Genomic DNA, 22,800 nt, shown 5'->3' on the forward strand with positions numbered 1-22,800 from the left:
TCGGGCAATCCTCCCCCGCCAGGGGGAGGTGGCTGGCCCTTGCCAGACGGAGGGGGAGGTAAGGGAAACCCGTGTTGCGTGTGCCTCCCCCTCCGTCGCCTGCGGCGCCACCTCCCCCTGGCGGGGGAGGATCGAGAGATCAGGCGGCCGCCGGCAAACCCGACTCGAACCGCGCGGCGATCCAGTCCGCGGCCTCGCGCCAGTCGTCGATCCGGGCGTGAGCCTCGGGCGCCTTCGGCACGCTTACCGCCAGCGTCGGCTCGGAAACCATGTGCAACCGGTGCACCCCCGGCGCGTGCCTAGCGACCGACTCGTGATGCACGGCGAGGTCATCCACGAACACCGTGACCGGCGACCCATATTCCTCGACCAGCCGCGACACTGGCGTGCCCTTGCCGCCCTGGTTGCACTCGACCCGGTGCGCGATGCCGAACTTGGCGAGCTGCTCGATCCGCGGCTGGCGGCATTCGTCCTGGAGGTTGGTGAGGATGACGATGTCCGCCACCTGCGCCAACCGCTCGAGCGCCTCGACCGCGTGCGGCACCAGCGTCTGGCGGTGCATCTCGGCGGGGAAGAACTCGCCGAGCATCGCCCACATGTCTGCGACGGACGGCGGCGGACCACCATCGCGGCGGGTCATCGCGGTCGAGAAATCGCCGTGCTGGATAGCGAAGTCGATGTCGTGACGCTCGTCGAGCCAGACGCCGAAATGCTTGACCATGTGCAGCAGCACTTCGTCGCAATCGCTGATCAGCAGCGGCCTCATGCGTCGAACGTCCCGCGGTCCAGCCTGGCATGCGCTTGGACCAGCACCTCGGGCTTCACGCCGAGCGACTCCGCGCAGGCGATCAGGTCAGGCTCGTGGTTCTCGAGGAAGCCGAGCGCAGCCGACAAGACCGTCGGATCGCTTGCCCTTGCGCGGAGGTCGTGCGGCTCCAGACCGGTCACCGACAGCAGCCGCATCGCGCGGTCGGGCTCGACCAGCGTCCATACCAGCGCGCGCAGGGCGAGCGCTTCGGCGTCTTCGTTTGAATCGCGGTCGCGCATTGCCTATCGTGCCTTCTTTCCGGATAAGGTGGATCGGTGGCAAAGAAGGTGCTCGTTGTCGAGGACAACGAACTCAACCTCAAACTATTCTGCGACCTGCTGCGCGCGCATCAGTTCGCCGTCGAACCCGTGCGCGACGGCCGCGACGCCGTCGCACGCGCGCGCGAATTCGTGCCCGACCTGATCATCATGGATATCCAGATGCCGCACGTCACCGGTTACGAGATCATCCTCGAACTGAAGGCGGACGAGGCGTTGAAGGCCATCCCGGTGATGGCGGTGACGGCCTATGCGGGGCGCGAGGACGAAGAGCGGATCCGGGCTGCGGGCGCGGATGCGTACGTGTCCAAGCCGATCAGTCTGGCGCGGTTCATGGATGCGGTAAGGACGCTGGTCTAATCCTCCCCGGTACGGGGAGGGGGACCATGCACGCATGGTGGAGGGGGCTCACCACGAACGAACCCTTCGCGACGGGTCGGGTAGTTCAAACCATACGGTAAGGTAGAATAGCGGGGAGCAGGTCGTCCGCGGAGATCCCCCTCCACCCCGCTTCGCGCGGTCCCCCTCCCCGTTCCGGGGAGGAATACCAAAAAGCCGCGGATATCGCTATCCGCGGCTTTTCGAATCGTCGCAATCGGACGGCGGCTTGCACCGCCGACCGGATTACTTGATCTTGGCTTCCTTGAACTCGACATGCTTGCGCACGACGGGATCGTACTTCGAGAAGGAGAGCTTCTCCGTCTTGGTACGGGGGTTCTTCTTGGTGACGTAGAAGAAGCCGGTGTCAGCGGTGCTGAGAAGCTTGATCTTGACGGTGGTCGGCTTGGCCATGAGCCCAAATTCCTATGGCTTGAAAATGCGAAAGCGGCGAACTCATGCCGCCGCTCGATCAGGCTGGGCGCATGGCGGACGCACGACGCGAAGTCAAGCTTTGCCGCACAGAACGACGCCCGACGACGCACTTAACTGCGCCTTTACCCGCCTGGGCGCAACGTCCATGCAGGGAAAAGGAGCGGGATCATGGGGCAGGCAGTACGAAACGCAACGGGACACGTGGCAGCGCGAATCGATGACATGATCGCCGTAAAGGCCGATCTCGCCGCGCGGATCGCGGCGATCGACGTCCGCGCGCCCTATGCCCGGCCCTGCGACATCGCCGCCGAAGTCGATGCGATTCGCGTGATCGCGCATAGCAACGGTCTCAACCCCGCAGTCACGGTCGCGCATTTCGTCGATTCGGCATTGTCCCGCGGCGAGCATGGCGCGCTGGTGCACGGCTGGCTCGGCATCCTGCGCGATGCGGTCGGCTGCGAACGGCAGGACGTTCAGGCCTGTCACGCCTTTGCCGCGGCGTGCTCGGTCCGATTGGCCGGATAGCGCATGGATGCATTGATGGCGGCATTGGTCGCCGCCGCCCTGGCGCAGATCGGTGATCGGACCGCGTGGCTTGCCGCGATCCTGGCGGACCGTCTGCGTCGGCCGGGGCTCGTCATCGCCATGGCCGCGCTGGCGATCTTCACCGCAAGCAGTTTGGCGGCGGCGCTGGGCACGGTGATCGGCCCAAAGCTCGCGCCTAACGCTCGGCAACTTACGCTCGCGCTCGCCTTGCTGTTGCAGGGCGGCGGCGCGTTTTTCCCGGCCAAGGTTCCCGAACGGCTCGACCGGTGGAAGATCGGCGCGGTCGCGACCGCGTTCCTGGGGCTGTTCATCCTCGCGTTCGGGGACGGCATCCAGTTCATCGCGCTTGCGCTCGCGGCACGCTCTCCGGTTCCGGCGTTTGCGGCGATCGGCGTGACTCTCGGCTCGCTCGTGGTGATCGTTCCCGCTGCGATGATGGGGGAGACGGCATGGCGCAAATTGCCGCTGAAGACGCCGCGCATCGCGGTCGGCGTGCTGTTCCTGGTTACCGGCATCGTCCTCGCGCTCGGCGCTCTGCGTCTGATCTAGACCGGCGCCTCGGCAGGGTTCGTTACGATACTGGAACCAACCACCGCTCGGCCGGTTGACCGAGTCCAACTCACTTTGCGGAGGCCGACATGCTGAAACTCGCGGTTACTTTTCTCGTCATCGGCCTCGTGCTGGCGTTGCTCGGCTTCGGCGGCGTTGGCGGCGCGTTTATCGGTATCGCCAAGATCCTGTTCTTCATCGCCATCGCGTTGTTCGTGATCTTCCTCGTGCTCGGGCTGCTCGCGGGCAAGGGGATCAAGAACGCGATCGACTGACGCGAAGGCCGTCAACGCGAAACGACCGTCGTCGGGCACATCCGGCGGCGGTCGTTTCGTATCTGCATCCCTTCGGCCAGCAGGCGCGTTGAACGGGGATGCACGCTTTCGCCGCCCTGCTCGATTCGCTCACCTATACCCGGTCGCGTAACGCCAAGCTGAAGCTGATCGCGGACTATTTGCGCGCGACGCCCGACCCGGACCGCGGCTGGGCGATGGCGGCATTGACCGGCGATCTTGACCTGAAGGGTGTGAAGTCGGCGGTGATCCGCGGGTTGATTGAGGAGCGAGTCGACCCGGTGCTGTTCCGGATGAGCCGCGATTACGTCGGCGATACTGCGGAAACCGTCGCGCTGCTGTGGCCCGAGCCGACGGTGCCGGTCGATCCGACGCCGTTGTCGATCACCGATGTCGTCGAGCGGCTGGCGGCGTTGTCGCGTGCCGATGCGCCGGGTGCGCTGGCGGACATGCTCGACCGGTCGGACGCCGAGGAACGGTTCGCGTTGCTCAAGATGGCGACGGGTGCGTTGCGGATCGGCGTGTCGGCGCGGTTGGCGAAGACCGCGCTGGCGGATGCGTTCGGGCTCGATGTCGATGCGGTCGAGGAGGTGTGGCACGGGCTCGACGCGCCGTATCCGAGCCTGTTCGCCTGGGCGGAGGGCACCGGAGAGCAGCCGACGCCCGCGGACGTCCCCGTATTTCGGCCGTTCATGCTCGCGCACGGACTCGAAGACCTGCGCGTCGATCTCGCCGATTATGCCGCCGAGTGGAAGTGGGATGGCATCCGCGTGCAGATCGTCCATGTCGCGGGTGAGACGCGACTCTACAGCCGCACCGGCGACGACGTGACGGCCAGCTTCCCCGAGATCGCCGCGGCGTTCCGGACGTCGGGGACGGTCGACGGCGAACTGCTGGTGAAGGGCGAGCATCAGGGCGGCACGCTCGAGGATGGCGGCGGCGCCGCGAGCTTCAATGCGTTGCAGCAACGGCTCGGGCGGAAAACCGTGTCGGCGAAGATGCTGGCGGACTATCCGGCGTTCGTTCGGCTCTACGACCTGTTGATCGACGGCGAGGAGGATTTGCGGACGCTGCCGTGGACCGCGCGACGCGCGCGGCTGGAGGCGTTCGTGCCGCAGCTCGATCCGGAGCGGTTCGACTTGAGCGCGGTGATCGAGGCGGACGACTTCACGGCGCTGGAGGCGATCCGCGCGACCTCGCGCGATGCCGCGATCGAAGGGGTGATGCTCAAGCGCCGGGATTCGCCCTATGTCGGCGGACGGCGTGCGGGGCTTTGGTACAAATGGAAGCGCGATCCGCTGACCGCCGACTGCGTGATGATGTACGCGCAGCGCGGCTCGGGGCGGCGGTCATCCTATTATTCGGACTATACCTTCGGCTGCTGGACCGAGGATGGCGAGCTGCTTCCCGTCGGCAAGGCGTATTCGGGGATTACCGACGAAGAGTTGAAAATGCTCGACAGCTTCGTCCGCAACCATACGCAGAACCGGTTCGGCCCCGTTCGCGAGGTCGAGAAGACGCTGGTGCTGGAGATCGCGTTCGATTCGCTGCATGATTCGAAGCGGCATAAATCGGGCGTGGCGATGCGCTTTCCACGGATCGCGCGGATCCGGACCGACAAGCCCGCGGCAGAGGCGGACCGGATCGAGACGCTCAAGCGGATGATCACGTGATCCGCTGATCCGGCAACGGCATCACGCGGTTGCCGGATCGAATTTCGGCGCTATCGCCGCGGTCTGGCCTCGCCATGAGTAATTGGGAGATCCGCATGGACGTTACGCGCATGAAGACCAGACGACGGGTCCGTCGCGGCGCGTGGGTGTTCGGGATCATCTCCGCGATCGTCGTGCTGTTCGTGTACCTCGCCGGCTATTTCGATCGCGATCCGGTGCATGTGTATCCGGCTATCGGCGTGCACGCATCGGGACCGCCGCCGATCGCGGTGGTGAACTTCTCGGGTGATATGGGGCTGCGGTTCCTGCTCGGCGCGTCGACCTCGCGCGGGCTGACCGAACACGGGATCCCGGTGGTCGGGATCACGACGCCGGCCTTGTTTGCGCATCATCGGACGCGGCAGGAGCTCGATGCGCTCATCGCGGACGGTGTGCGGACGGCACTGGCGCGGACCGGGGCGAAGCGGGTCGTGGTGATGGGGCAGTCGTACGGCGCGGACATCGTCCAGACCGGGCTGGCGAACCTGCCCAACGACCTGCGCGCGCGCGTTGCCGCGATCGTCTTGATCCTGCCAGGGGATACGGTGTTCTATCGCGCCGATCCGTCCAGCCTGCTCTATGATCACGGTACGCCCGACAGCATGGGGGCGACGACGGGCAATCGGCTGACATGGGCGCCGGTGACGTGCATCTACGGGCTTGAGGAGACGGACAGCCTGTGTCCCCTGCTGACGACCACGAACGCGCGGAAAGTCGGGATGCCGGGGGGGCATAATATCCATCACGATGCGGATGGGTTGCTGCGGCATGTGCTGGCGGCGATCCGTGCGGTCGCGCCGGGGGCTGGACGGGGGTTCTAGTTGAACTCACCATCTGCGAAGCGATCCTCTCCAGAAAGGCGCGCTTTCGTCATCCTGACGCAAGTCAGGATCCAGGGTAAAACAGGCTAGCTCTCGTGGCTCTGGATCCTGACTTTCGTCAGGATGACGGAACTCGAATGACAGCGGTTGGAGACGGCGTTCAGAAGGCGGTCGGCGGCTTCCATGTTCTCCCGCGAGGCGGGAGTCCAGTCTGGGCTCCCGCCTCGCGGGAAAACATGGAACGCTAGTGCTGTAGAAGGCACGGCCGCGGCTTAACGCGGTGCTGCGGCGATCTTTATTTCGAACAGCGTCGGCCAGTATTTGCCCGTTACGAACAGCCGGTCGGCCTTGGCGTCCCAGGCGATGCCATTGGGCACCGCCTCGCGGTCGGTCGCAGCGATCTCGGCGACCAGCGGGCGGAGGTCGATCACTGCGCCGACCTTGCCGGTCTTGGGGTCGATGCGGACCAGGAAGCCGGTGTGCCAGACGTTAGCGAGTAGCGCACCATGGACATATTCGAGTTCGTTGATGTCGCGCAACGGCCGGCCGTCGATCGTCACCGCCACGCGGCGGCGCTCGGCCAGCGTCAGCGGATCGCGGAAAATGATGGCGGGGCTGCCGTCGGACTGAAGCAGCGACACGCCGTCGCTCGTCAGGCCCCAGCCTTCTCCGGTATAGCGGTTCTGCCCCTTGGGCTTCAGTGTGCGGACGTCCCAGCGATGCGCGATGCCATCGTGCCAGGTCAGGCTGACGAGCTGATCCTTCCACAGCGCGAGGCCTTCGCCAAACTGCGCAGGGTCGATTCGTGCCTTGGCGAGAATCTTGCCATCCGCGAGCGAGACCCGGCGGACGTCGGATTGCCGCTCCTGCCCGGTGCTCTCGTACAGCGCGCCGTCGTGAAACAGCAGCCCCTCGGTGAACGCGGTGCGGTCGTGCGGATAGCGCGCGACGATCGTCGCCGACAGAACCGGCACGCGGGTTTCGGGCGGCGGCTGCGTTTGCGCGGGCGCTGCGGACGACACCAAAGATGATGAAACGAGAACGGCCGATCCCGCCAAAGCAAGACCGGCCGCAATCCTTATCCTACCGAACACGGTACGATCAGCGTTCTGAGTCAGTCAGCTGGATAAGCCGCCTGCGCTCAGGTTCACCGCAGCGTACTTGCCGCGACGATCGACCTCGAGCTCGAACTCGAGCTTGTCGCCCTCGTTCAGCGTCGCCATGCCGGCGCGTTCCACGGCCGAGATGTGGACGAATGCGTCAGGCTGTCCGTCGTCGCGCTGGATAAAGCCGAAGCCCTTCATCGCGTTGAAAAACTTGACCGTACCGGTCGCCTTCTCGCCGGTGAGCTGACGCTGTGCGCCACCTGCACCGCCGTCACGGTCGCGATCGCCACCACGGGGCGCGCCCGGGCCGGCATCACGGTCACGCGGCGGGCCGCGATCGGTGACGGCCATCGGCTCGCCGTCGATCTTTAGGTCGGTTGCCGAGATACGGCCGCCGCGATCGACGAGCGTGAAGCCGAGCGGCTGACCCTCGGCGAGCGCGACCATGCCGGCCTGCTCGACGGCGCTGATGTGGACGAACACGTCCTCGCCGCCGTCATCGCGAACGACGAAGCCGAAGCCCTTCTGCGCGTTGAAGAACTTTACGACGCCCGTGCCTTCGCCGACGACCTGGGGAGGCATGCCGCGACCACCGCCGCCGCCGCCACCGCCCGAGAAGCCGCCGCCACCGCCGCCGCCGCGGTAACCACCGCCGCCGCCGCTGCCGCCACCGAAGCTGCTGCCGCCGCCGTAGCTGCTGCCACCGCCGCCACCGTAGCTCGAGCCACCGCCGCCGCCATAGCTGCTGCCGCCGCCGAACCGATCGCCACCGCCGCCGAAGCTGCTGCCGCCGCCGAACTCGTTATCGCCGCCGCCGAAGCTGTCGCGCTTGTCGCGGCCACGCCCGCCACGGTTCCCGCGGCCACCTTTATCGAAACCCATAAGCTCTGTTCGTCTTCCCGGTTCGCCCGCAAATTTCTCAAAACCCTTGTGCCGGACGACGAACGCAGGTTTTCCAGCGCGAAACCTTTTGCGCCTTGAGGACACCCGTAGCGCAAAATACAAGCCGTCGCGAATAGATTCTGATCTTTAGGTGCGCGATTTGGATCGATACTGACGCAGGTGTCGCTTGTAAGCCACGGCTCGTCGCACACGGAGCACGCGGGCCATGTTATCGCCCGATTCGACATCACTGCCTGTGACTGGGCCATTGAGCGTTCAGTCGCGGACCGCTACGGCCACGGCATGACAGTTCATCTTCACGAAGGCGATATCCCCGCCGACCTGTTCGCGGCCGGTGCCGCGATCGCCGTCGATACCGAGACGATGGGGCTGATAACGCCTCGCGACCGGTTGTGCCTGGTCCAGCTTTCCGATGGCGGGCCTGACGAGCATCTCGTCCGGTTTGCCGCGGGTGCCGGCTATGATGCGCCCAACCTGAAGGCTTTGCTGGCCGATCCGGCGCGCGTGAAACTCTATCATTTCGGGCGATTCGATATCGCCGCGGTCCAGCATTACCTCGGCGTCGTCGCGGCACCGGTATATTGCACCAAGATCGCCTCGCGCCTGATACGCACCTACACCGATCGCCATGGCCTGAAGGAACTGGTGCGCGAGCTGCTCGGCCAAGATATTTCGAAGCAGCAGCAATCGTCGGACTGGGGCAGCCCCGAGCTGTCGGAGGCGCAGAAGGATTATGCGGCGTCCGACGTACGCTTCCTTCACCGATTGCGCACCGAACTCGACAAGCGGCTGATTCGCGAAGGCCGGATGGAGCTCGCGCAGGCGTGCTTCGACTTCCTGCCGACCCGCGCCGCGCTCGATCTCGCCGGCTGGCCCGAAATCGACATTTTCGCGCACGCTTGATGGAAGCGCCCTCCGCCACGGGACTGCCGCCCTCCCCCGTCGCCCGTCGCGTGCGTAGCGCGCGGCAGGACTGGGCCGCGCCCGGTGGCAGCCACGATCGCTTCGTCGCGATTGCCCGCGTCGCGCTGCCGACCGCGATCGGCGTGCTGGCGGCCTTGATGGTCATGGCGCCGCTGACCGCGGGGGGCGATGTGTCGTTCCTGCTCGACAAGAACAAGGTCGACGTCGCGCAGGAGCGGATGAAGATCCAATCGGCGCAATATCGCGGCGAGGATGCCAAGGGCCAGGCGTTCACGCTGGATGCCAAGTCTGCGATCCAGAAGAGTTCGGCCGAGCCGATCGTCCAGCTCAACCAGCTCGCCGCACAGATCCAGTTGACCGACGGCCCCGCCAACATCAAGGCGAACACCGGCCGCTACGACATGGATACCGAGAAGGTGCAGTTGTTCGGTCCGCTCAACGCCACCGCGGCGGGCGGCTACGACCTGAAGACGACCAATGCGACGATCGACATGAAGGCACGCACGCTCGAAAGCGGGGGTGCTGCGACCGGCACCGTCCAGCAGGGGACGTTCAGCGCGAACAAGCTGCGCGCGAACCTGGAAGAGCGCACCGTGACGCTCGATGGCAATGCCCGCTTGCGGATCGTACCCAGAGGGCCGAAATAGCCGCCATGCGCGCCACATCATCTTTGCTCGGAGCAGCCGGTTTCGGACTGTCCCTCCTACTGCTTTCGACGACCGCGGTCGCGCAGCAGCCGCACGATTCGAATGCGCCGATCAATTTCAGCGCGGATCATATCGAATTGCAGGACAAGGCGAACCGCGCCGTGCTGTCCGGCAACGTCGCGGTCAAGCAGGCGGAGATGACGCTGAACTCGGCGCGGATGACGGTGGCGTATACGGGCCAGGTGATCGGCGGAAACCCGCAGGTCTCGCGGCTCGACGCGTCGGGCGGCGTGACGGTGAAACGTCCCGACCAGACCGCCAAGAGCCAATATGCGATCTATGATCTCAACAAGCGCGTGATCACGATGCTGGGCGCGGTGACGCTCAACCAGGGCGGCAACGTCGTCAATGGCGGACGGTTGACGATGAACCTCGACACCGGACGCGCGGTGATCGACGGGTCCTCGGTTGGCGGCAGCAGCGGTGCGACCAACGGTGGCGGCACCGTGACTCAGTCGGGCGGGCGGGTCAGCGGCACCTTCTCGGTTCCCAAGCGCAACTGACGCGCAGGCGTGCCGAGGGGGCTTCCCTCCGGCGGCGCGCTCATGCATGTTTCCTGCCAACCCGCGACTGCGTAAAGCGTTCGGCAATCTATTATTGCGAGGCCTGATCCCATGGATGCCACCACGCTGCCCCCGATCGAGGTCGTAGAGCCGATCGCCGAGCCGCCCGTCAGCAACGGCTTGCAGGTCGTCTCGATCGCCAAGTCCTATGACAAGCGGGTCGTGCTGACGGACGTGTCGGTATCGGTCGGCCGCGGTGAGGTCGTCGGACTGCTCGGGCCCAACGGCGCGGGGAAGACGACCTGCTTCTATTCGGTGATGGGTCTGGTGAAGCCCGACTCCGGCCGGATCATGCTCGACGGCGAGGACATCACGAAGCTGCCGATGTACCGGCGCGCGATCCTCGGCCTCGGCTACCTGCCGCAGGAAACATCGATCTTCCGCGGGCTTACGATCGAGAAGAACATCCTGACCGTGCTGGAGCTGTCCGAGCCTGACAAGGCGGCACGGCAGCGCAAACTCGACACGCTGCTTGAGGAGTTCGGGCTGACCCGGCTCCGCGCGGCACCGGCGATGGCGTTGTCGGGTGGCGAGCGGCGGCGTGCGGAAATCGCCCGCGCGCTGGCGGCGGATCCGTCGATCATGCTGCTCGACGAGCCATTTGCGGGCATCGATCCGATCTCGATCGCCGACATTCGCGATCTGGTGAAGGACCTGAAGCGCCGCGATATCGGCGTGCTGATCACCGACCACAACGTCCGCGAGACGCTCGAGATCGTCGACCGCGCGTATATCATTTACGACGGCCGGGTGCTGTTCTCGGGATCGCCTGCGGAACTGGTCGCCGACGCCAATGTGCGCCGCCTGTATCTCGGCGAAGGCTTCTCGCTTTAGAGCTATGAGCAAGCTCGCGCATCCATTCCTTCCCGGCACGGGGAGGGGGACCAGCAAAGCTGGTGGAGGGGGCTTTCCGCAAACGCAGCGTCTGACGCGAGCCCCCTCCGTCGACGCTTCGCGCCGCCACTTCTCCTTGCAGGGGAGGAGTTAGTGAGCCTCGCCCCTCGCCTGGACATTCGCCAGTCGCAATCGCTGGTGATGACCCCGCAGCTCCAGCAGGCGATCAAGCTGCTGGCGCTGTCGAACCTGGAGATCGAGGGGTTCATCGCCGAGGAAGTCGAACGCAACCCGCTGCTCGAAGCCAGCGCGGTGGAAGATAGCGACGCCCCCGACCGCGAACCGGTCGCTGAAGTCCGCGACGAACGCGTCGCCGCCGACGAACTGGTCGCGGGTACGGGCGCAGGTGACGAACCGACACTCGACGTCGACTACGCCACCGAAAGCCACCAGCAGGACAGCATCGCCGACGGCGGCAGCGGCATGGACGGCGCGCTGTCGATGACCGGCGCGGGCGCGGGCGCGGGGGGTGCGGGTGGCGAGGACGGACCCGATCTCGACGCGTTCGCGGATACCAGCCTCAGCCTCGCGGATCACCTGCTCGCGCAAGCCGGCCCCGCAATCCACCGCGAGGATGCGTTCATCGCCGCGCACCTGATCGACCAGATCGACGAGGCGGGCTATCTGACCGTGTCGCTGCTCGACATCGCCAACCGGCTCGGCGTACCGCTAGTCCGGGTCGAGGGGGTGCTCGCGACGATCCAGACGTTCGATCCAACCGGCGTCGGCGCGCGCGATCTGGCCGAATGCCTCGCGTTGCAGGCGCGCGAGGCCGATCGCTACGATCCATGCATCGCGCGGCTGATCGACAATCTCGACCTGCTCGCGCGCGGCGAACTGACGCGGTTGAAGCGGATGTGCGACGTCGACGACGAGGACATGGCGGACATGATCCGCGAACTGCGCGGGTATGACCCGAAGCCCGGGTGTCGCTATGGCGGCGAGCCTGCCCAGTCGGTCACGCCCGATCTGTTCGTAGCGCGGACCAAGGCTGGCTGGGCGATCGAGATCAACGCCACCACGCTGCCGCGCGTGCTGGTCAACCGGAGTTACTATACCGAGCTGTCGCGCGGGCAGCAGGACAAGGCGTCGAAGGCATGGCTGTCGGATTGTCTCGCGAGCGCGAACTGGCTGGTGAAGGCGCTCGATCAGCGCCAGCGGACGATCATCAAGGTCGCGACCGAGATCGTGAAGCAGCAGGAGGCATTCTTCCTGAAGGGCGTCGCACATCTCCGCCCGCTGACGCTGCGTCAGGTGGCGGACGCGATCGAGATGCACGAATCGACCGTCAGCCGCGTGACGAGCAACAAATACGTGTCGTGCGCGCGCGGGCTGTACGAGCTGAAATACTTCTTCACGAGCGCGATCCAGTCGGCGGATGGCGGCGAGGCGGTGTCGGCGCAGGCGGTGAAATCGGCCATCAAGGCGCTGATCGACACCGAGGGGGCGAAGATCCTGTCCGACGACACGCTGGTCGAGTTGCTCAACGCCAAGGGCTTCGACATCGCGCGGCGGACCGTCGCGAAATACCGCGAGGCGCTGGGGATCGGGAGTTCGGTACAGCGGCGGCGTGCGCGAGCGCTCGAAGGAGGGTGATTCACGCGAAGGCGCGAAGGCGCGAAGGCGCGAAGAGAATAATGGGTTCTCGCAGACGCGCGGAGCAGGTGCGAACCTGGCGACGGTTTCCCGCGCCAGCAGGCCTCACACTTCGATCAGCCAAAGGGATGCAAGTCTCGCTGACGCGAGGCGATAGAGCAGAACGCCACCCCTCTGCGCCTCTGCGCGCAAAACCCTTCTTCTCTTGGCGCCTTAGCGCCTTCGCGTGAATCATCTCTACGCCCTCGCCCGCATCAGTCGTCCTCGTCCTCGAACCCCACCAGCGCCAGCGCGCGCGCCTTGATCTGGCGGGTCATGCACCAGTGGACCAGCGCGTCCTCGCGGCCGTGCGTGACCCAGACTTCCCGCGGCGCGATCTCGGTCAGCGTCGCGATCAGTTCGTCCCAATCGGCGTGATCGCTGAGGATCAGCGGGAGTTCGACGTTCTTCTGTCGCGCACGGCCCCGAACGCGCATCCAGCCGCTCGCCATCGCGGTTATCGGGTCGGGCAGCCGCCGCGACCAGCGATCGTTGAGCGCACCGGGCGGGCACATCACGACATGCCCCGCCATGTCCGCCTTCTTCGCGTCTGCCACCGGGAGCAGTTCGCCGAGCCTGACGCCGTGTTCCGCATACAGGTCGCACAGGCGTTGCAGCGCGCCGTGAATGTAGATCGGTGCCTCGTGACCGCGCTCACGCAGTTCGGCGATCACGCGTTGCGCCTTGCCGAGCGCATAGGCGCCGACGACGACGCAGCGGTCCGGGTTGGCGTGCAGCGCGGCGATCAGCTTGTCGATCTCGTCGCCGGTGTCGGGGTGGCGGAACACCGGCAGGCCGAACGTCGCTTCGGTGATGAAGACGTCGCATTTGACGGGTTCGAACGGCGTGCAGGTCGGGTCCGCGCGGCGCTTGTAATCGCCCGAGACGACGATCCGCTCGCCTCGGTAATCGAGCACGATCTGCGCGGAGCCGAGGACGTGGCCGGCGGGGACGAAGCCGATGTCGACCTCTCCCATGCGGATCGTCTCGCCGTACGCGACCGGGTTGCCGGCTTGCCGGCCGTAGCGCGCGTCCATGATTGCGAGCGTTTCCGGCGTGGCCCAAACGGCCTCGTGACCGCCGCGTGCGTGATCGGCGTGGCCGTGCGTCACGAGGGCCTTGGCGGTCGGGATCGAGGGGTCGATCCAGGCGTCAATCGGCTTGACGAGGATGCCGTGTGGATGCGGTTCGAGCCAGTCGCCGAGTTTTGCCATGATCAGGTAACGCGTGATGCTGGGATGCGGTGCCGTCGATAGCGTACGGCCACCGAACGGCCTTAATTTGCCGCACCTCCCAAGCCGTCATCCCCGCGCAGGCGGGGATCCAGACGCGCGCCTGCAGTCTTTCCGCTTGGCCAGCCATTATGGGTTCCCGCCTCCGCGGGAATGACGGAGTGAAGGGTGGATCAGACTTTCAGGTGCAAATCCCAAGCCCAAACAATCCTCCCCCTGGCGGGGGAGGATCACTTACCGCCGCCCGCCAACCTTGATCGTCGCCAGGATCGCATCCATCCGCGCCGCCGCGACCACCTGGGTCGGTGCGTTGCGGCTGGCCGGGGCTGCCGCCTTCACGGCGTATGTCACGCGGTCGATCGCGTAGCAGGCGCCGTTGATGACGCTGCGGAAATTGGTCGCGTTCACCTGCTGGCTCATGCCGGCATCCCCATTGGTATAGACCGTCCAGCGATGGCCGCCGAGCATCCGGTTCGGCAGGCGCCTGGCGCTCCCCGAGACCAGTCCCGCGGTGCCGCACGTCGCGACCACGTCGGCACTCCGGCTGAAGCCGACCTGGATCAGCTCGGTTACTTGCCCCTGGCCGTTGGTCGGCCGGGCGACCTCCCAGAAGCGGACGATGCCGACGCCGCGACCGACCGGCGCGCCGTCCCACATCTGGCGCCAGCCGCGGTTCATCAGCGCGCGGCCGGCGAAATTGCGCGTCGGCGTCAGGCTGGAGGCGTAGGACAATCGGACGATCCCGCCGCCCCCGACGAACGACTTGTCGGCGGCGGTGGCATTGGCGAACGGCAGAAGTGCGAGCAACGGCAGGGGCAGAAGATAACGAAGAAGCGACACCGATCGTCTTTCACAACAGAGCTTTGGCCGAAATGCCGGCCATCGCGCACGCGGTCCATAGCGGTGCGGCGCGACGCCCCCATATGGCGGTAATGCGTGAACAGGCCGTGAGCGACCTTCCCTCCCCCTTGGAAAACTGGTTTGTCGCGAGGGGTTGGCGGCCGCGGCGGCATCAGCTGGAGATGCTGGCGGAAGGCCGCGCGGGGCATCATGCCCTGCTGGTCGCGGCGACCGGCGCGGGGAAGACGCTCGCCGGGTTCCTGCCGACGCTTGCCGAACTGATCGAGGCGCCGACGAATGGGCTTCACACGCTCTACGTATCGCCGTTGAAGGCACTCGCGGTCGATGTCCAGCGCAACCTGCTGACTCCGATCGACGAGATGGGCGTCGATATCCGCGTCGAGACACGCACCGGCGACACGCCGTCGGACCGCAAGGCGCGGCAACGGATCAAGCCGCCGCAGATCCTGCTCACCACGCCCGAATCGCTGTCGCTGCTGCTCAGCTATCCGGACAGCATCACGATGTTCGAGAACCTCCGCACGATCGTCGTCGACGAGGTCCACGCGTTCGCGACCGGTAAGCGCGGCGACCTGTTGTCGCTGTGCATGGCGCGGTTGCAGACGATCTCGCCAAGGATGCGCCGCGTCGCGCTGTCGGCGACGGTCGCGGATGCCGACGGCTATCGCGCGTGGCTCGCCCCCGATGGCGACATCGACCAGGTCGCGATGGTCCGCGGCGAGCCCGGCGCGGATCCCAACATCGCGATCCTGCTGCCCGAAGGCCGCGTGCCATGGTCCGGGCATTCGGGCCGCTATGCCGCCGCGCAGGTGATGGCCGAGATCGAGGCGCACGAGACCTCGATCGTGTTCTGCAACACGCGCAGCCTGGCGGAACTCATCTTCCAGGATCTGTGGAAGGTGAATTCGGGCAACCTGCCGATCGGCGTTCACCACGGCAGCCTCGCCAAGGAAGCGCGTCGAAAAGTCGAGAACGCGATGGCCGAGGGGAAACTGCGTGCGCTGGTCGCGACGTCGAGCCTCGACCTCGGGGTCGACTGGGGCAATGTCGATTGCGTGATCCAGATGGGCGCGCCGAAGGGATCGTCGCGGCTGTTGCAGCGGATCGGCCGTGCCAACCACCGGCTCGACGAATCATCGCAGGCGATCGTCGTGCCCGGCAACCGGTTCGAGTATCTCGAGGCGCGCGCGGCGCTCGACGCGGTCGAGGCGGGCGAACTCGATGCGGATATCTTCCGCGTCGGTGCGCTCGATGTGCTGGCGCAGCACGTGATGGCGTGCGCCTGCGCGGCCCCGTTCCACGAAGCTGCGTTGCTCGACGAGATTCGCTCCGCGCTCCCCTATTCCGCGCTGCCGACCGAGACGTTCGAACGCGTGCTCCATTTCATCAGCGACGGCGGCTATTCGCTGAAGGCCTATGACCGGTTCAAGCGGCTGACAAAAGACGCGGACGGGACGTGGCGCGTCAGCCACCCCAAATTCATCGGCCAGCACCGGCTGAACGCAGGCATAATCGTCGAGGCGACGATGCTCAACGTGCGGTTCGGCAATGGCCGCGTGCTCGGCCGCGTCGAGGAGGCGTTCGCGGCGCAGTTGAGCCACGGCGACACGTTCTTCTTCGCTGGCCTCAGCCTCGAGGTGATGAAGATCGACCTCGAGGACCTAGTCGTGCGCGCGACATCGAAACCCGCGCGCATCCCGACCTATGGCGGCAGCCGCATGCCGCTGTCGACCAACCTCGCCGACCGCGTCCGCGGGTTTCTCGCGCACCCCGGCGAGTGGGCGCGCTTCCCCGACGACGTGCGTGAATGGCTGGAGATGCAGGCGTATCGATCGGTCATGCCCGAGCCCGGCCAGCTGCTGGTCGAGACGTTCCCGCGCGAGGGCCGGCATTACATGGTCGCGTACAGCTTCGAGGGGTGGAACGCGCATCAGTCGCTCGGCATGCTGATCACCCGGCGGATGGAAACGCAGGGGCTGAAGCCGCTCGGCTTCGTCGCGAATGATTACGCGCTGGCGGTGTACGGGCTGGAAAAGATCACCGATCCGGCAGCGCTATTCTCGGCCGATATCCTCGAACACGAGTTCGTCGAATGGGTGCAGCAATCGCACCTGTTGAAGCGCGCGTTTCGCGAGGTCGCGGTGATCGGCGGGCTTGTCGAACGCCAGCATCCGGGCAAGCGCAAGACCGGCAAGCAGGTGACGTTCTCGACCGACTTGATCTACGACGTACTGCGGAAATACGAGCCGACGCATCTGTTGCTGGAGGCGGCGTGGGCGGATGCGCGCGCGCGGATGACCGATGTCGGGCGGCTGGCGTCGCTGCTCGATCGCGCGGCGGCGACGATGGTGCATGTCGATCTGGAGCGGGTGACGCCGCTGGCGGTGCCGGTGCTGACGCTGATCGGGCGCGAGAAGATCTCGACGAACAGCTCGGACGACGCGCTGCTGATCGAGGCGGAGGCGATGATCGCGGACGCGATGCGGCCGGATTAAAAGTCGCCTCTCCCCACCCAAACACACCACCCCGGCGAAGGCCGGGGCCCAATTGGAAAGGTGGTCATAACGAAGCGCCGCCCCCATTAGCAACGTCCCCCAGTTGGGCCCCGGCCTTCGCCGGGGTGGTGGCGTTTCAGCGGGGCATTCTTCCCTAACAACCACAGTTGCGCGCTCCATAGAATGAGCGCAGCATTTGCAGCATGCACAGGTGGCTGGCCCCTCTATTGCTAGGCATCGCCGCCCAGGCCAGCGCCCAGGACGCAGCGCCCCCGCAGCCAAATGCTGCACCCACGACCAGTGCAGCATCCGCAGCAGAACCCGACCCCGCCACGCTCCTGTTCGGCGACGACGAAACGCGCATGACGGTGCCCGTAACGATCGCCGGCGCAGGCCCCTTCCCCTTCATCGTCGATACCGGCGCGCAGCGTACCGTGATCGCACGCGAACTCGCCGCCACCCTCGGCCTCGCGCCCGGACGAATCGTCCGGGTGACCGGCATGACCGGATCGGACAGCATCGGCACCGTCATGATCCCCTCGTTGAAGGTGAGCGTGATCGGCAGCAAGGCGATCGAAGCGCCGGCGATCAGCGCGATCAACCTCGGCGCACGCGGGCTGCTCGGGATCGACACGCTGCAGGATCACGCCGTGACGATCGACTTCGACACCAAGACGATGACCGTCACGCCCTCGCGCAAACGCCGTGATCGCGACCACGCAGCCTCCGACGAGATCGTCATCCGGGCGCGCAGCCTGTTCGGGCAGCTCGTCGTCACCGACGCCTATTGCAACGGTATCCGCATCCGCGTGATCCTCGACACCGGTACGTCGATCAGCATGGCCAACGGCGCGCTCCGTCGGCGGGTGACGCGTAAAGGTCTGGGCAGCGCGGGGGCGTCGCAACCGGTATCGCTGACCGGCGTCACCGGCGAGACGGTGATGGCGGAGTACACGACGATCGACCGCGTGACGATCGGCAGCCTCACACTCGGCGACCTGCCCGTGGCGTTCACCGCAGTCGACGCGCCGCCGTTCCGGCTGTTCGGCCTCGCCGAGCGGCCCGCGATGCTGCTGGGGATGGACGTGCTGCAATTGTTTCGGCGCGTCGACATCGACTTCGCCAACCGCGAGGTGCGGCTCACGCTACCGCGCGATACGCGCCGTCGCGGAGAGCAGCGCCGCTGAGGTTGCGTCCGCGCGTGTTCGCTGCAACTCTTCGTCCGCAAACGAAAAAGGGGACGACGATGCGCGCGACTGGTTGGTTACTCACGGCGGCAATTCTGACGACACCCGTGACGACGGCGGTTGGAGCACAGGCGCAGTCGCGGCCCGATCAGAAGGCGTTTCTCGGGCTTTACAAGGAACTGGTCGAGACCAACACGACGCTGTCCGCCGGCAGCTGCACGCAGGCGGCGGCGCAGATCGGCGCGCGACTGAAGACGGCGGGCTATGCCGATGCCGACATCACCTATTTCTCGGTGCCCGAGCACCCGAAGGACGGCGGGCTGGTCGCGGTGCTGAAGGGATCGGACGCGTCGATCAAGCCGATGCTGCTGCTCGCGCATCTCGACGTGGTCGAGGCCAAGCGCGAGGATTGGGTGCGCGATCCGTTCAAGCTGATCGAGGAAGGCGGCTATTATTACGCGCGTGGCACCGTCGACGACAAGGCGCAGGCGGCGATCTGGTCGGATGCGATGATCCGCTTCAAGACGTCCGGGTACAAACCCAAGCGGACGATCAAGCTGGCGCTGACCTGCGGCGAGGAGACGACGTTCGCGTGGAACGGCGCGCAATATCTGGCGAAGTCGAAGCCCGACCTGATCGCGGCCGAGTTCGCGCTGAACGAGGGCGGCGGTGGGCGGCTCGACGACAACGGCAAGCGCCAGTTGCTGGCGATCCAGGTCGGCGAGAAGGCTGCGCAGAACTACACGTTCCTCGCCACCAACCCGGGCGGGCACAGCTCGCAGCCGATCCCCGAGAACGCGATCTACGAGCTCGCCGATGCGGTGAAGGCAGTCCAGGGCTACGAGTTTCCCGTAAAATTCACTGATACGACCAAGGCGTTCTTCGCGGCGAGTGCGAAGGCGATGCCGGGCGAGATGGGGGATGCGATCACGCGGTTGCTTGCGAATCCGGAGGACAAGACGGCGGATGCGATCGTCAGTCGTGACAAGGCGATGCATTCGACGTTGCGCACGACCTGCGTGGCGACGTTGCTGAACGCGGGTCACGCGGAGAACGCGCTGCCGCAGCGCGCAACCGCGAACATCAACTGCCGGATCTTTCCGGGCGAGACGGTGGAGGGCACGCTCGCCAAGCTGAAGGAGCTGGCGGGGGCCAAGGTGACGGTGACGGCGAACCAGCCGGTGCGCCCGACCGCGATCCCCCCGACGCTCGACCCGAAGATCATGGGGCCCGTGACCAAGGTGGCGGCGAAGCACTTCCCCGGCCTGCCGATCCTGCCGCTGATGTCGACCGGGGCGACGGACGGCATCTTCTTCGAAGCGATCGGGATCCCGGTCTATGGCGCGCCCGGCGTCTTCATCGACAAGGACATGGGCGGCATCCACGGCCTCAACGAGCGGATCCGGGTGGCGTCGTTGTATGACGGCCGCGACTACCTCTTCGACCTGGTGAAGGCGTTTGCGGGGTGAGTGCACTGTCCCTCGCCCCTTCGGGGAGAGGGAGGGAGGAGCCTTAGGCGACGGAAGGGAGAGGGGTAGTTGGGACGAGCTCCCTAGCCCCACTCCCCTCGCCCTTCCCACGGCAAGCGCCGTGGGCCCCTTCCCTCTCCCCGGAGGGGCGAGGGAGTTTAGACGGTGACCTGTTCGCCCAGTTCGAGCACCTTGCCCGGCGGGATCTTCAGGAAGTCGGTGGGGTCGCTGGCGTTGCGTTGCAGGAACATGAAGATCCGGTCCTGCCAGGGCGGCATGCCCTTTTCCGCATCGGGCTTCAGCGTGTTGCGGCCGATGAAGAACGAGGTTCGCATCGGGTCCAGTCCGAGCTGTTCGGTCTTGGTCCCGATCCCCAGGTCGCGCGGCACATCGGGCGATTCCATGAAGCCGTAGGTCAGCACGACGATCGAGAAATTGTCGTCGACGCGTTCTACCTTCGCGCGCGACGCTTCGTCGACGAACGGCCGGTCGGCGGTGCGGATGCTAACGATCAGGTTGCGCTCGTGGAGCACCTTGTTGTGCTTCAGATTATGCAGCAGCGCGCCCGGCGTCGCGTGCGGGTTGCCGGTCAGGAACACGGCCGTCCCCGACACGCGCTCGGGCGGACGCTTCTCCAGCGCCGACGCGAGATCGCTGAGCGGAATGCTCTGGCGCTTCTCGAACGCGCTGACGATCTTCTTGCCGCGCACCCAGGTGAAGATGATCAGCCCGATCGCCGCGGCGATGACGAGTGGGACCCAGCCACCCTCGATCACGCGCAGGATGTTCGCGCCGAAGAAGATCAGGTCGAGCGTCAGGAACGGCAGGATCGCCGTCAGTGCGAGCGGGCGCGACCAGTTCCAGCGATGCCGGACGACGATGTACGCGAGCAAGGTCGTGACGACCATCGTGCCGGTCACCGCGATGCCGTACGCCGCCGCCATCGCCGACGACGTCTTGAACTGGATCACCAGCACCAGCACGCCGATCAGCAGCAGCCAGTTGATCGCGGGCAGGTAGATCTGGCCGGCGAACACCGCCGAGGTCTGGCGGATCCGCAGGCGCGGGAGCAGGCCGAGCTGAATCGCCTGCTGTGTCAGCGAGAACGCGCCCGTTATGACCGCCTGGCTGGCGATGACGGTCGCGAAGCCGGCGAGGATGATCAGCGGCGCTCGCAGCGATTCGGGCGCCATCAGGAAGAACCAGTCCTGATTAACGAATGGTACGCCGCGCGCCGCCGCATCCTCGAGCCGCGACAAGGCGAACGCGCCCTGCCCGAGATAGTTGAGCGCGAGTGCCGGGAAGACGAGGAAGAACCAGCCGATTCGAATCGGCAGCCTGCCGAAATGGCCCATGTCGGCGGTCAGCGCTTCGGCGCCGGTGACGGTCAGGAACACCGCGCCGAGCACGAACAGCCCGGTGACGCCGTGCGTCGCAAGGAACGAGATGCCGTATGTCGGCAGGAACACGCGGACGATCGAGGGCTCGTCGGCAATGTGCCAGATGCCGAGCGCACCGATCGCGACGAACCAGAGGATGCAGACCGGGCCGAACAGCTTCGACACCTGTGCCGTGCCCCGCGACTGGATCAGGAACAGCGCGATCAGGATGCCGATCGTCAGCGCACGGACGACACCTTCGTTGAAGATGTGCGCCGCGCTCGGAATCGTCCGCAGGCCCTCCATCGCCGACAGCACCGACAAGGCGGGCGTGATGATCGCATCGCCGTAGAACAACGACGCGCCCGCCGCGCCAAGCACGATCGCGATCCGCGACCGTACGCCGAGCGCGCGACGGGCGAGTGCCGCGAGCGCCAGCACGCCGCCCTCGCCCTGGTTGTCGGCGCGCATCAGGAAGATGACGTATTTGACGGTGACAACGAGGAACAGCGACCAGAGCGCGAGACTGAGCACGCCAAGGATCTCGGTGGGGTCGATGCCGCCCGCGGACGTCTGGCCAAGCGCCTCGCGGAACGCATAGAGCGGGCTGGTGCCGATATCGCCGAACACCACGCCGATCGCGCCGACGGTCAGCGCGGCAAGCGCCGGATGCGGGTGGAGATGCGCCGCGGACAGATCCGACGGCGCGCACGCCTGCGCCCCCCCCTGTCCAGCCGAGCTATCGGCGGACGGTTCGGTCACGACTGCAGTTTGGGGTGTTCCGGCGACGGACGTCATGGCGCGAAGAGCGCTCCTCCTGAGGGGACGGCGCGCTTTACGCCGATTGGGGGCATGCGCAAGTCCTGCTGGTTTGGGGCGATGGCGGGTTGATTCACAGGGCGTGCACCGGCATGGCGAGGAAATGGTTCCCTTTTCGTTCGGCGAGCATACGCTTCTGGCGTTGGCGCAAGGCGCGCTGTTCTGGCCAGAGCGGCATGCGCTGCTGGTCGCCGACCTGCATTTCGAGAAGGCGAGCTGGTTCGCGAAACGCGGCCAGATGCTGCCGCCGTATGATTCGATCGCGACGCTGGCCGATCTCACCGCGCTGGTCGCCGTGACCGGCGCGCGCGAAGTCTGGTGCCTGGGCGACAGTTTCCACGATAGCGAAGGGTGCGAGAGGCTGCCGCGGCGCGCGCAGGACATGCTGCGGACGATGACCGACGGCACGCGCTGGACGTGGATCACGGGCAATCACGATCCGGCGATCCTCGATCGGTGTGGCGGAGAGGTCGTCGACGAGGTGGTCGTCGACGGGCTGGTACTGCGGCATGAAGCGGACCGGGCGGAAACGCGGCCGGAGTTGTCGGGGCATTTCCATCCGAAGCTTCGGTTGCGCGTGCGGGGGAAGCAGGTGGCGCGGCGGTGTTTCGTGGCGACGGCGACGAAGCTGATCCTGCCAGCGTTCGGGTCGCTGACTGGCGGGCTGGACGTGGACCATCCGGAGATCGTTCGGGCTGTGGGCGTCGGCGCCGAGGCGATGGTGCCGGTGGCCGACCGGATGCTGCGGTTTCCGGTTGCAGCCTAGATCGTAACCTAGAGTATTTCACCACCCCGGCGAAGGCCGG

23 protein-coding genes are annotated in these 22,800 nt (G+C 66.2%); 15 read left to right on the forward strand and 8 right to left on the reverse strand.

Annotated elements, in window-relative coordinates:
- Positions 1-139: 139 nt before the first annotated feature.
- Positions 140-766, reverse strand: a complete 627-nt coding sequence (locus tag C8J47_RS10915; RefSeq protein WP_121885673.1) for an HAD family hydrolase — start codon at positions 764-766, stop codon at positions 140-142.
- Entirely contained in the window at positions 763-1,047 is a 285-nt protein-coding gene (locus C8J47_RS10920) for a DUF3572 domain-containing protein (protein WP_121885674.1), read from the reverse strand. The genes C8J47_RS10915 and C8J47_RS10920 overlap by 4 nt, the downstream gene beginning before the upstream one ends.
- A 36-nt stretch (positions 1,048-1,083) precedes the next feature.
- On the opposite strand from C8J47_RS10920, the gene C8J47_RS10925 reads away from it, so the two are divergent.
- Complete coding sequence (locus C8J47_RS10925) at positions 1,084-1,446, forward strand: response regulator (protein WP_121885675.1); 363 nt, start codon at positions 1,084-1,086, stop codon at positions 1,444-1,446.
- 264 nt (positions 1,447-1,710) lie between these two features.
- On the opposite strand, the gene rpmG is transcribed toward C8J47_RS10925, so the two are convergent.
- Positions 1,711-1,878 (reverse strand): 50S ribosomal protein L33, encoded by a 168-nt coding sequence (rpmG, locus tag C8J47_RS10930; protein WP_055881863.1) that lies wholly within the window; start codon positions 1,876-1,878, stop codon positions 1,711-1,713.
- A 243-nt stretch (positions 1,879-2,121) separates the two neighbouring features.
- Between rpmG and C8J47_RS10935 the strand changes: the two genes are divergently transcribed.
- The 5 genes from C8J47_RS10935 (at position 2,122) to C8J47_RS10955 (ending at position 5,820) form a co-directional block, all read left to right on the forward strand.
- Positions 2,122-2,424 carry a hypothetical protein gene (locus C8J47_RS10935; protein ID WP_231420561.1) on the forward strand — a complete coding sequence of 101 codons (303 nt, stop codon included), beginning with the start codon at positions 2,122-2,124 and terminating at the stop codon, positions 2,422-2,424.
- Between the two features lie 3 nt (positions 2,425-2,427).
- Positions 2,428-2,994, forward strand: coding sequence for a TMEM165/GDT1 family protein (locus C8J47_RS10940; RefSeq protein WP_121885676.1), 567 nt, complete (start codon positions 2,428-2,430; stop codon positions 2,992-2,994).
- An 89-nt stretch (positions 2,995-3,083) separates the two neighbouring features.
- Positions 3,084-3,269: a DUF1328 domain-containing protein gene (locus C8J47_RS10945; RefSeq protein ID WP_056054463.1), complete on the forward strand. Its 186-nt coding sequence runs from the start codon at positions 3,084-3,086 to the stop codon at positions 3,267-3,269.
- Positions 3,270-3,367: 98 nt separating this feature from the next.
- Positions 3,368-4,960: a cisplatin damage response ATP-dependent DNA ligase gene (locus C8J47_RS10950; protein ID WP_121885677.1), complete on the forward strand. Its 1,593-nt coding sequence runs from the start codon at positions 3,368-3,370 to the stop codon at positions 4,958-4,960.
- A gap of 110 nt (positions 4,961-5,070) precedes the next feature.
- Entirely contained in the window at positions 5,071-5,820 is a 750-nt protein-coding gene (locus C8J47_RS10955) for an AcvB/VirJ family lysyl-phosphatidylglycerol hydrolase (protein ID WP_121885867.1), read from the forward strand.
- A 272-nt stretch (positions 5,821-6,092) separates the two neighbouring features.
- Here C8J47_RS10955 and C8J47_RS10960 read toward each other — a convergent pair whose 3' ends face one another.
- A complete protein-coding gene (locus C8J47_RS10960; RefSeq protein ID WP_310886128.1) occupies positions 6,093-6,914 on the reverse strand; it encodes a glutaminyl-peptide cyclotransferase in 822 nt (273 codons plus the stop codon).
- A 24-nt stretch (positions 6,915-6,938) separates the two neighbouring features.
- Positions 6,939-7,808 carry a cold-shock protein gene (locus C8J47_RS19730; RefSeq protein WP_121885679.1) on the reverse strand — a complete coding sequence of 290 codons (870 nt, stop codon included), beginning with the start codon at positions 7,806-7,808 and terminating at the stop codon, positions 6,939-6,941.
- Between the two features lie 303 nt (positions 7,809-8,111).
- On the opposite strand from C8J47_RS19730, the gene C8J47_RS10970 reads away from it, so the two are divergent.
- From C8J47_RS10970 to rpoN, 5 genes are all read left to right on the forward strand, one after another.
- Positions 8,112-8,732 (forward strand): ribonuclease D, encoded by a 621-nt coding sequence (locus C8J47_RS10970; protein ID WP_056054449.1) that lies wholly within the window; start codon positions 8,112-8,114, stop codon positions 8,730-8,732.
- Positions 8,732-9,400 (forward strand): LPS export ABC transporter periplasmic protein LptC, encoded by a 669-nt coding sequence (gene lptC, locus C8J47_RS10975; RefSeq protein ID WP_121885680.1) that lies wholly within the window; start codon positions 8,732-8,734, stop codon positions 9,398-9,400. The genes C8J47_RS10970 and lptC overlap by 1 nt, the downstream gene beginning before the upstream one ends.
- A gap of 5 nt (positions 9,401-9,405) precedes the next feature.
- Positions 9,406-9,963 carry an LptA/OstA family protein gene (locus C8J47_RS10980; protein WP_056054443.1) on the forward strand — a complete coding sequence of 186 codons (558 nt, stop codon included), beginning with the start codon at positions 9,406-9,408 and terminating at the stop codon, positions 9,961-9,963.
- Between the two features lie 111 nt (positions 9,964-10,074).
- Entirely contained in the window at positions 10,075-10,857 is a 783-nt protein-coding gene (gene lptB, locus C8J47_RS10985; protein ID WP_056054439.1) for an LPS export ABC transporter ATP-binding protein, read from the forward strand.
- Positions 10,858-11,010: 153 nt separating this feature from the next.
- Positions 11,011-12,513 (forward strand): RNA polymerase factor sigma-54, encoded by a 1,503-nt coding sequence (gene rpoN / locus C8J47_RS10990; protein WP_121885681.1) that lies wholly within the window; start codon positions 11,011-11,013, stop codon positions 12,511-12,513.
- Between the two features lie 254 nt (positions 12,514-12,767).
- Here the strand turns inward: rpoN and C8J47_RS10995 are convergent, their stop codons facing one another.
- Positions 12,768-13,766 (reverse strand): ligase-associated DNA damage response exonuclease, encoded by a 999-nt coding sequence (locus C8J47_RS10995; protein WP_121885682.1) that lies wholly within the window; start codon positions 13,764-13,766, stop codon positions 12,768-12,770.
- Between the two features lie 252 nt (positions 13,767-14,018).
- A complete protein-coding gene (locus C8J47_RS11000) occupies positions 14,019-14,624 on the reverse strand; it encodes a hypothetical protein (RefSeq protein WP_121885683.1) in 606 nt (201 codons plus the stop codon).
- Positions 14,625-14,716: 92 nt separating this feature from the next.
- On the opposite strand from C8J47_RS11000, the gene C8J47_RS11005 reads away from it, so the two are divergent.
- The 3 genes from C8J47_RS11005 to C8J47_RS11015 all read left to right on the forward strand — a co-directional run bounded on the left by C8J47_RS11005 (position 14,717) and on the right by C8J47_RS11015 (position 19,796).
- A complete protein-coding gene (locus C8J47_RS11005; protein WP_121885868.1) occupies positions 14,717-17,140 on the forward strand; it encodes a ligase-associated DNA damage response DEXH box helicase in 2,424 nt (807 codons plus the stop codon).
- Positions 17,141-17,502: 362 nt separating this feature from the next.
- Entirely contained in the window at positions 17,503-18,327 is an 825-nt protein-coding gene (locus tag C8J47_RS11010; RefSeq protein ID WP_259467492.1) for a retroviral-like aspartic protease family protein, read from the forward strand.
- A 59-nt stretch (positions 18,328-18,386) separates the two neighbouring features.
- On the forward strand, positions 18,387-19,796 hold the full coding sequence (locus C8J47_RS11015; RefSeq protein WP_121885869.1) for a M20/M25/M40 family metallo-hydrolase: 1,410 nt from the start codon (positions 18,387-18,389) through the stop codon (positions 19,794-19,796).
- 158 nt (positions 19,797-19,954) lie between these two features.
- Here the strand turns inward: C8J47_RS11015 and C8J47_RS11020 are convergent, their stop codons facing one another.
- A complete protein-coding gene (locus tag C8J47_RS11020) occupies positions 19,955-21,871 on the reverse strand; it encodes a potassium transporter Kup (RefSeq protein WP_259467510.1) in 1,917 nt (638 codons plus the stop codon).
- 226 nt (positions 21,872-22,097) lie between these two features.
- Between C8J47_RS11020 and pdeM the strand changes: the two genes are divergently transcribed.
- A complete protein-coding gene (pdeM, locus tag C8J47_RS11025; RefSeq protein ID WP_121885686.1) occupies positions 22,098-22,760 on the forward strand; it encodes a ligase-associated DNA damage response endonuclease PdeM in 663 nt (220 codons plus the stop codon).
- Positions 22,761-22,800: the final 40 nt, after the last annotated feature.

This window comes from Sphingomonas sp. PP-F2F-G114-C0414 (assembly GCF_003688595.1).
Classification (GTDB): domain Bacteria; phylum Pseudomonadota; class Alphaproteobacteria; order Sphingomonadales; family Sphingomonadaceae; genus Sphingomonas.

Excerpts from the sequence above, each read along its gene's own strand:
- C8J47_RS10915 (WP_121885673.1), bottom strand. The coding sequence starts at position 766 with ATGAGGCCGCTGCTGATCAGCGATTGCGACGAAGTGCTGCTGCACATG.
- C8J47_RS10920 (WP_121885674.1), bottom strand. The coding sequence starts at position 1,047 with ATGCGCGACCGCGATTCAAACGAAGACGCCGAAGCGCTCGCCCTGCGC.
- rpmG (WP_055881863.1), bottom strand. The coding sequence starts at position 1,878 with ATGGCCAAGCCGACCACCGTCAAGATCAAGCTTCTCAGCACCGCTGAC.
- C8J47_RS10935 (WP_231420561.1), top strand. The coding sequence starts at position 2,122 with ATGATCGCCGTAAAGGCCGATCTCGCCGCGCGGATCGCGGCGATCGAC.
- C8J47_RS10940 (WP_121885676.1), top strand. The coding sequence starts at position 2,428 with ATGGATGCATTGATGGCGGCATTGGTCGCCGCCGCCCTGGCGCAGATC.
- C8J47_RS10945 (WP_056054463.1), top strand. The coding sequence starts at position 3,084 with ATGCTGAAACTCGCGGTTACTTTTCTCGTCATCGGCCTCGTGCTGGCG.
- C8J47_RS10950 (WP_121885677.1), top strand. The coding sequence starts at position 3,368 with ATGCACGCTTTCGCCGCCCTGCTCGATTCGCTCACCTATACCCGGTCG.
- C8J47_RS10955 (WP_121885867.1), top strand. The coding sequence starts at position 5,071 with ATGAAGACCAGACGACGGGTCCGTCGCGGCGCGTGGGTGTTCGGGATC.
- C8J47_RS19730 (WP_121885679.1), bottom strand. The coding sequence starts at position 7,808 with ATGGGTTTCGATAAAGGTGGCCGCGGGAACCGTGGCGGGCGTGGCCGC.
- C8J47_RS10970 (WP_056054449.1), top strand. The coding sequence starts at position 8,112 with ATGACAGTTCATCTTCACGAAGGCGATATCCCCGCCGACCTGTTCGCG.
- lptC (WP_121885680.1), top strand. The coding sequence starts at position 8,732 with ATGGAAGCGCCCTCCGCCACGGGACTGCCGCCCTCCCCCGTCGCCCGT.
- C8J47_RS10980 (WP_056054443.1), top strand. The coding sequence starts at position 9,406 with ATGCGCGCCACATCATCTTTGCTCGGAGCAGCCGGTTTCGGACTGTCC.
- lptB (WP_056054439.1), top strand. The coding sequence starts at position 10,075 with ATGGATGCCACCACGCTGCCCCCGATCGAGGTCGTAGAGCCGATCGCC.
- C8J47_RS10995 (WP_121885682.1), bottom strand. The coding sequence starts at position 13,766 with ATGGCAAAACTCGGCGACTGGCTCGAACCGCATCCACACGGCATCCTC.
- C8J47_RS11005 (WP_121885868.1), top strand. The coding sequence starts at position 14,717 with ATGCGTGAACAGGCCGTGAGCGACCTTCCCTCCCCCTTGGAAAACTGG.
- C8J47_RS11010 (WP_259467492.1), top strand. The coding sequence starts at position 17,503 with ATGACGGTGCCCGTAACGATCGCCGGCGCAGGCCCCTTCCCCTTCATC.
- C8J47_RS11015 (WP_121885869.1), top strand. The coding sequence starts at position 18,387 with ATGCGCGCGACTGGTTGGTTACTCACGGCGGCAATTCTGACGACACCC.
- pdeM (WP_121885686.1), top strand. The coding sequence starts at position 22,098 with ATGGTTCCCTTTTCGTTCGGCGAGCATACGCTTCTGGCGTTGGCGCAA.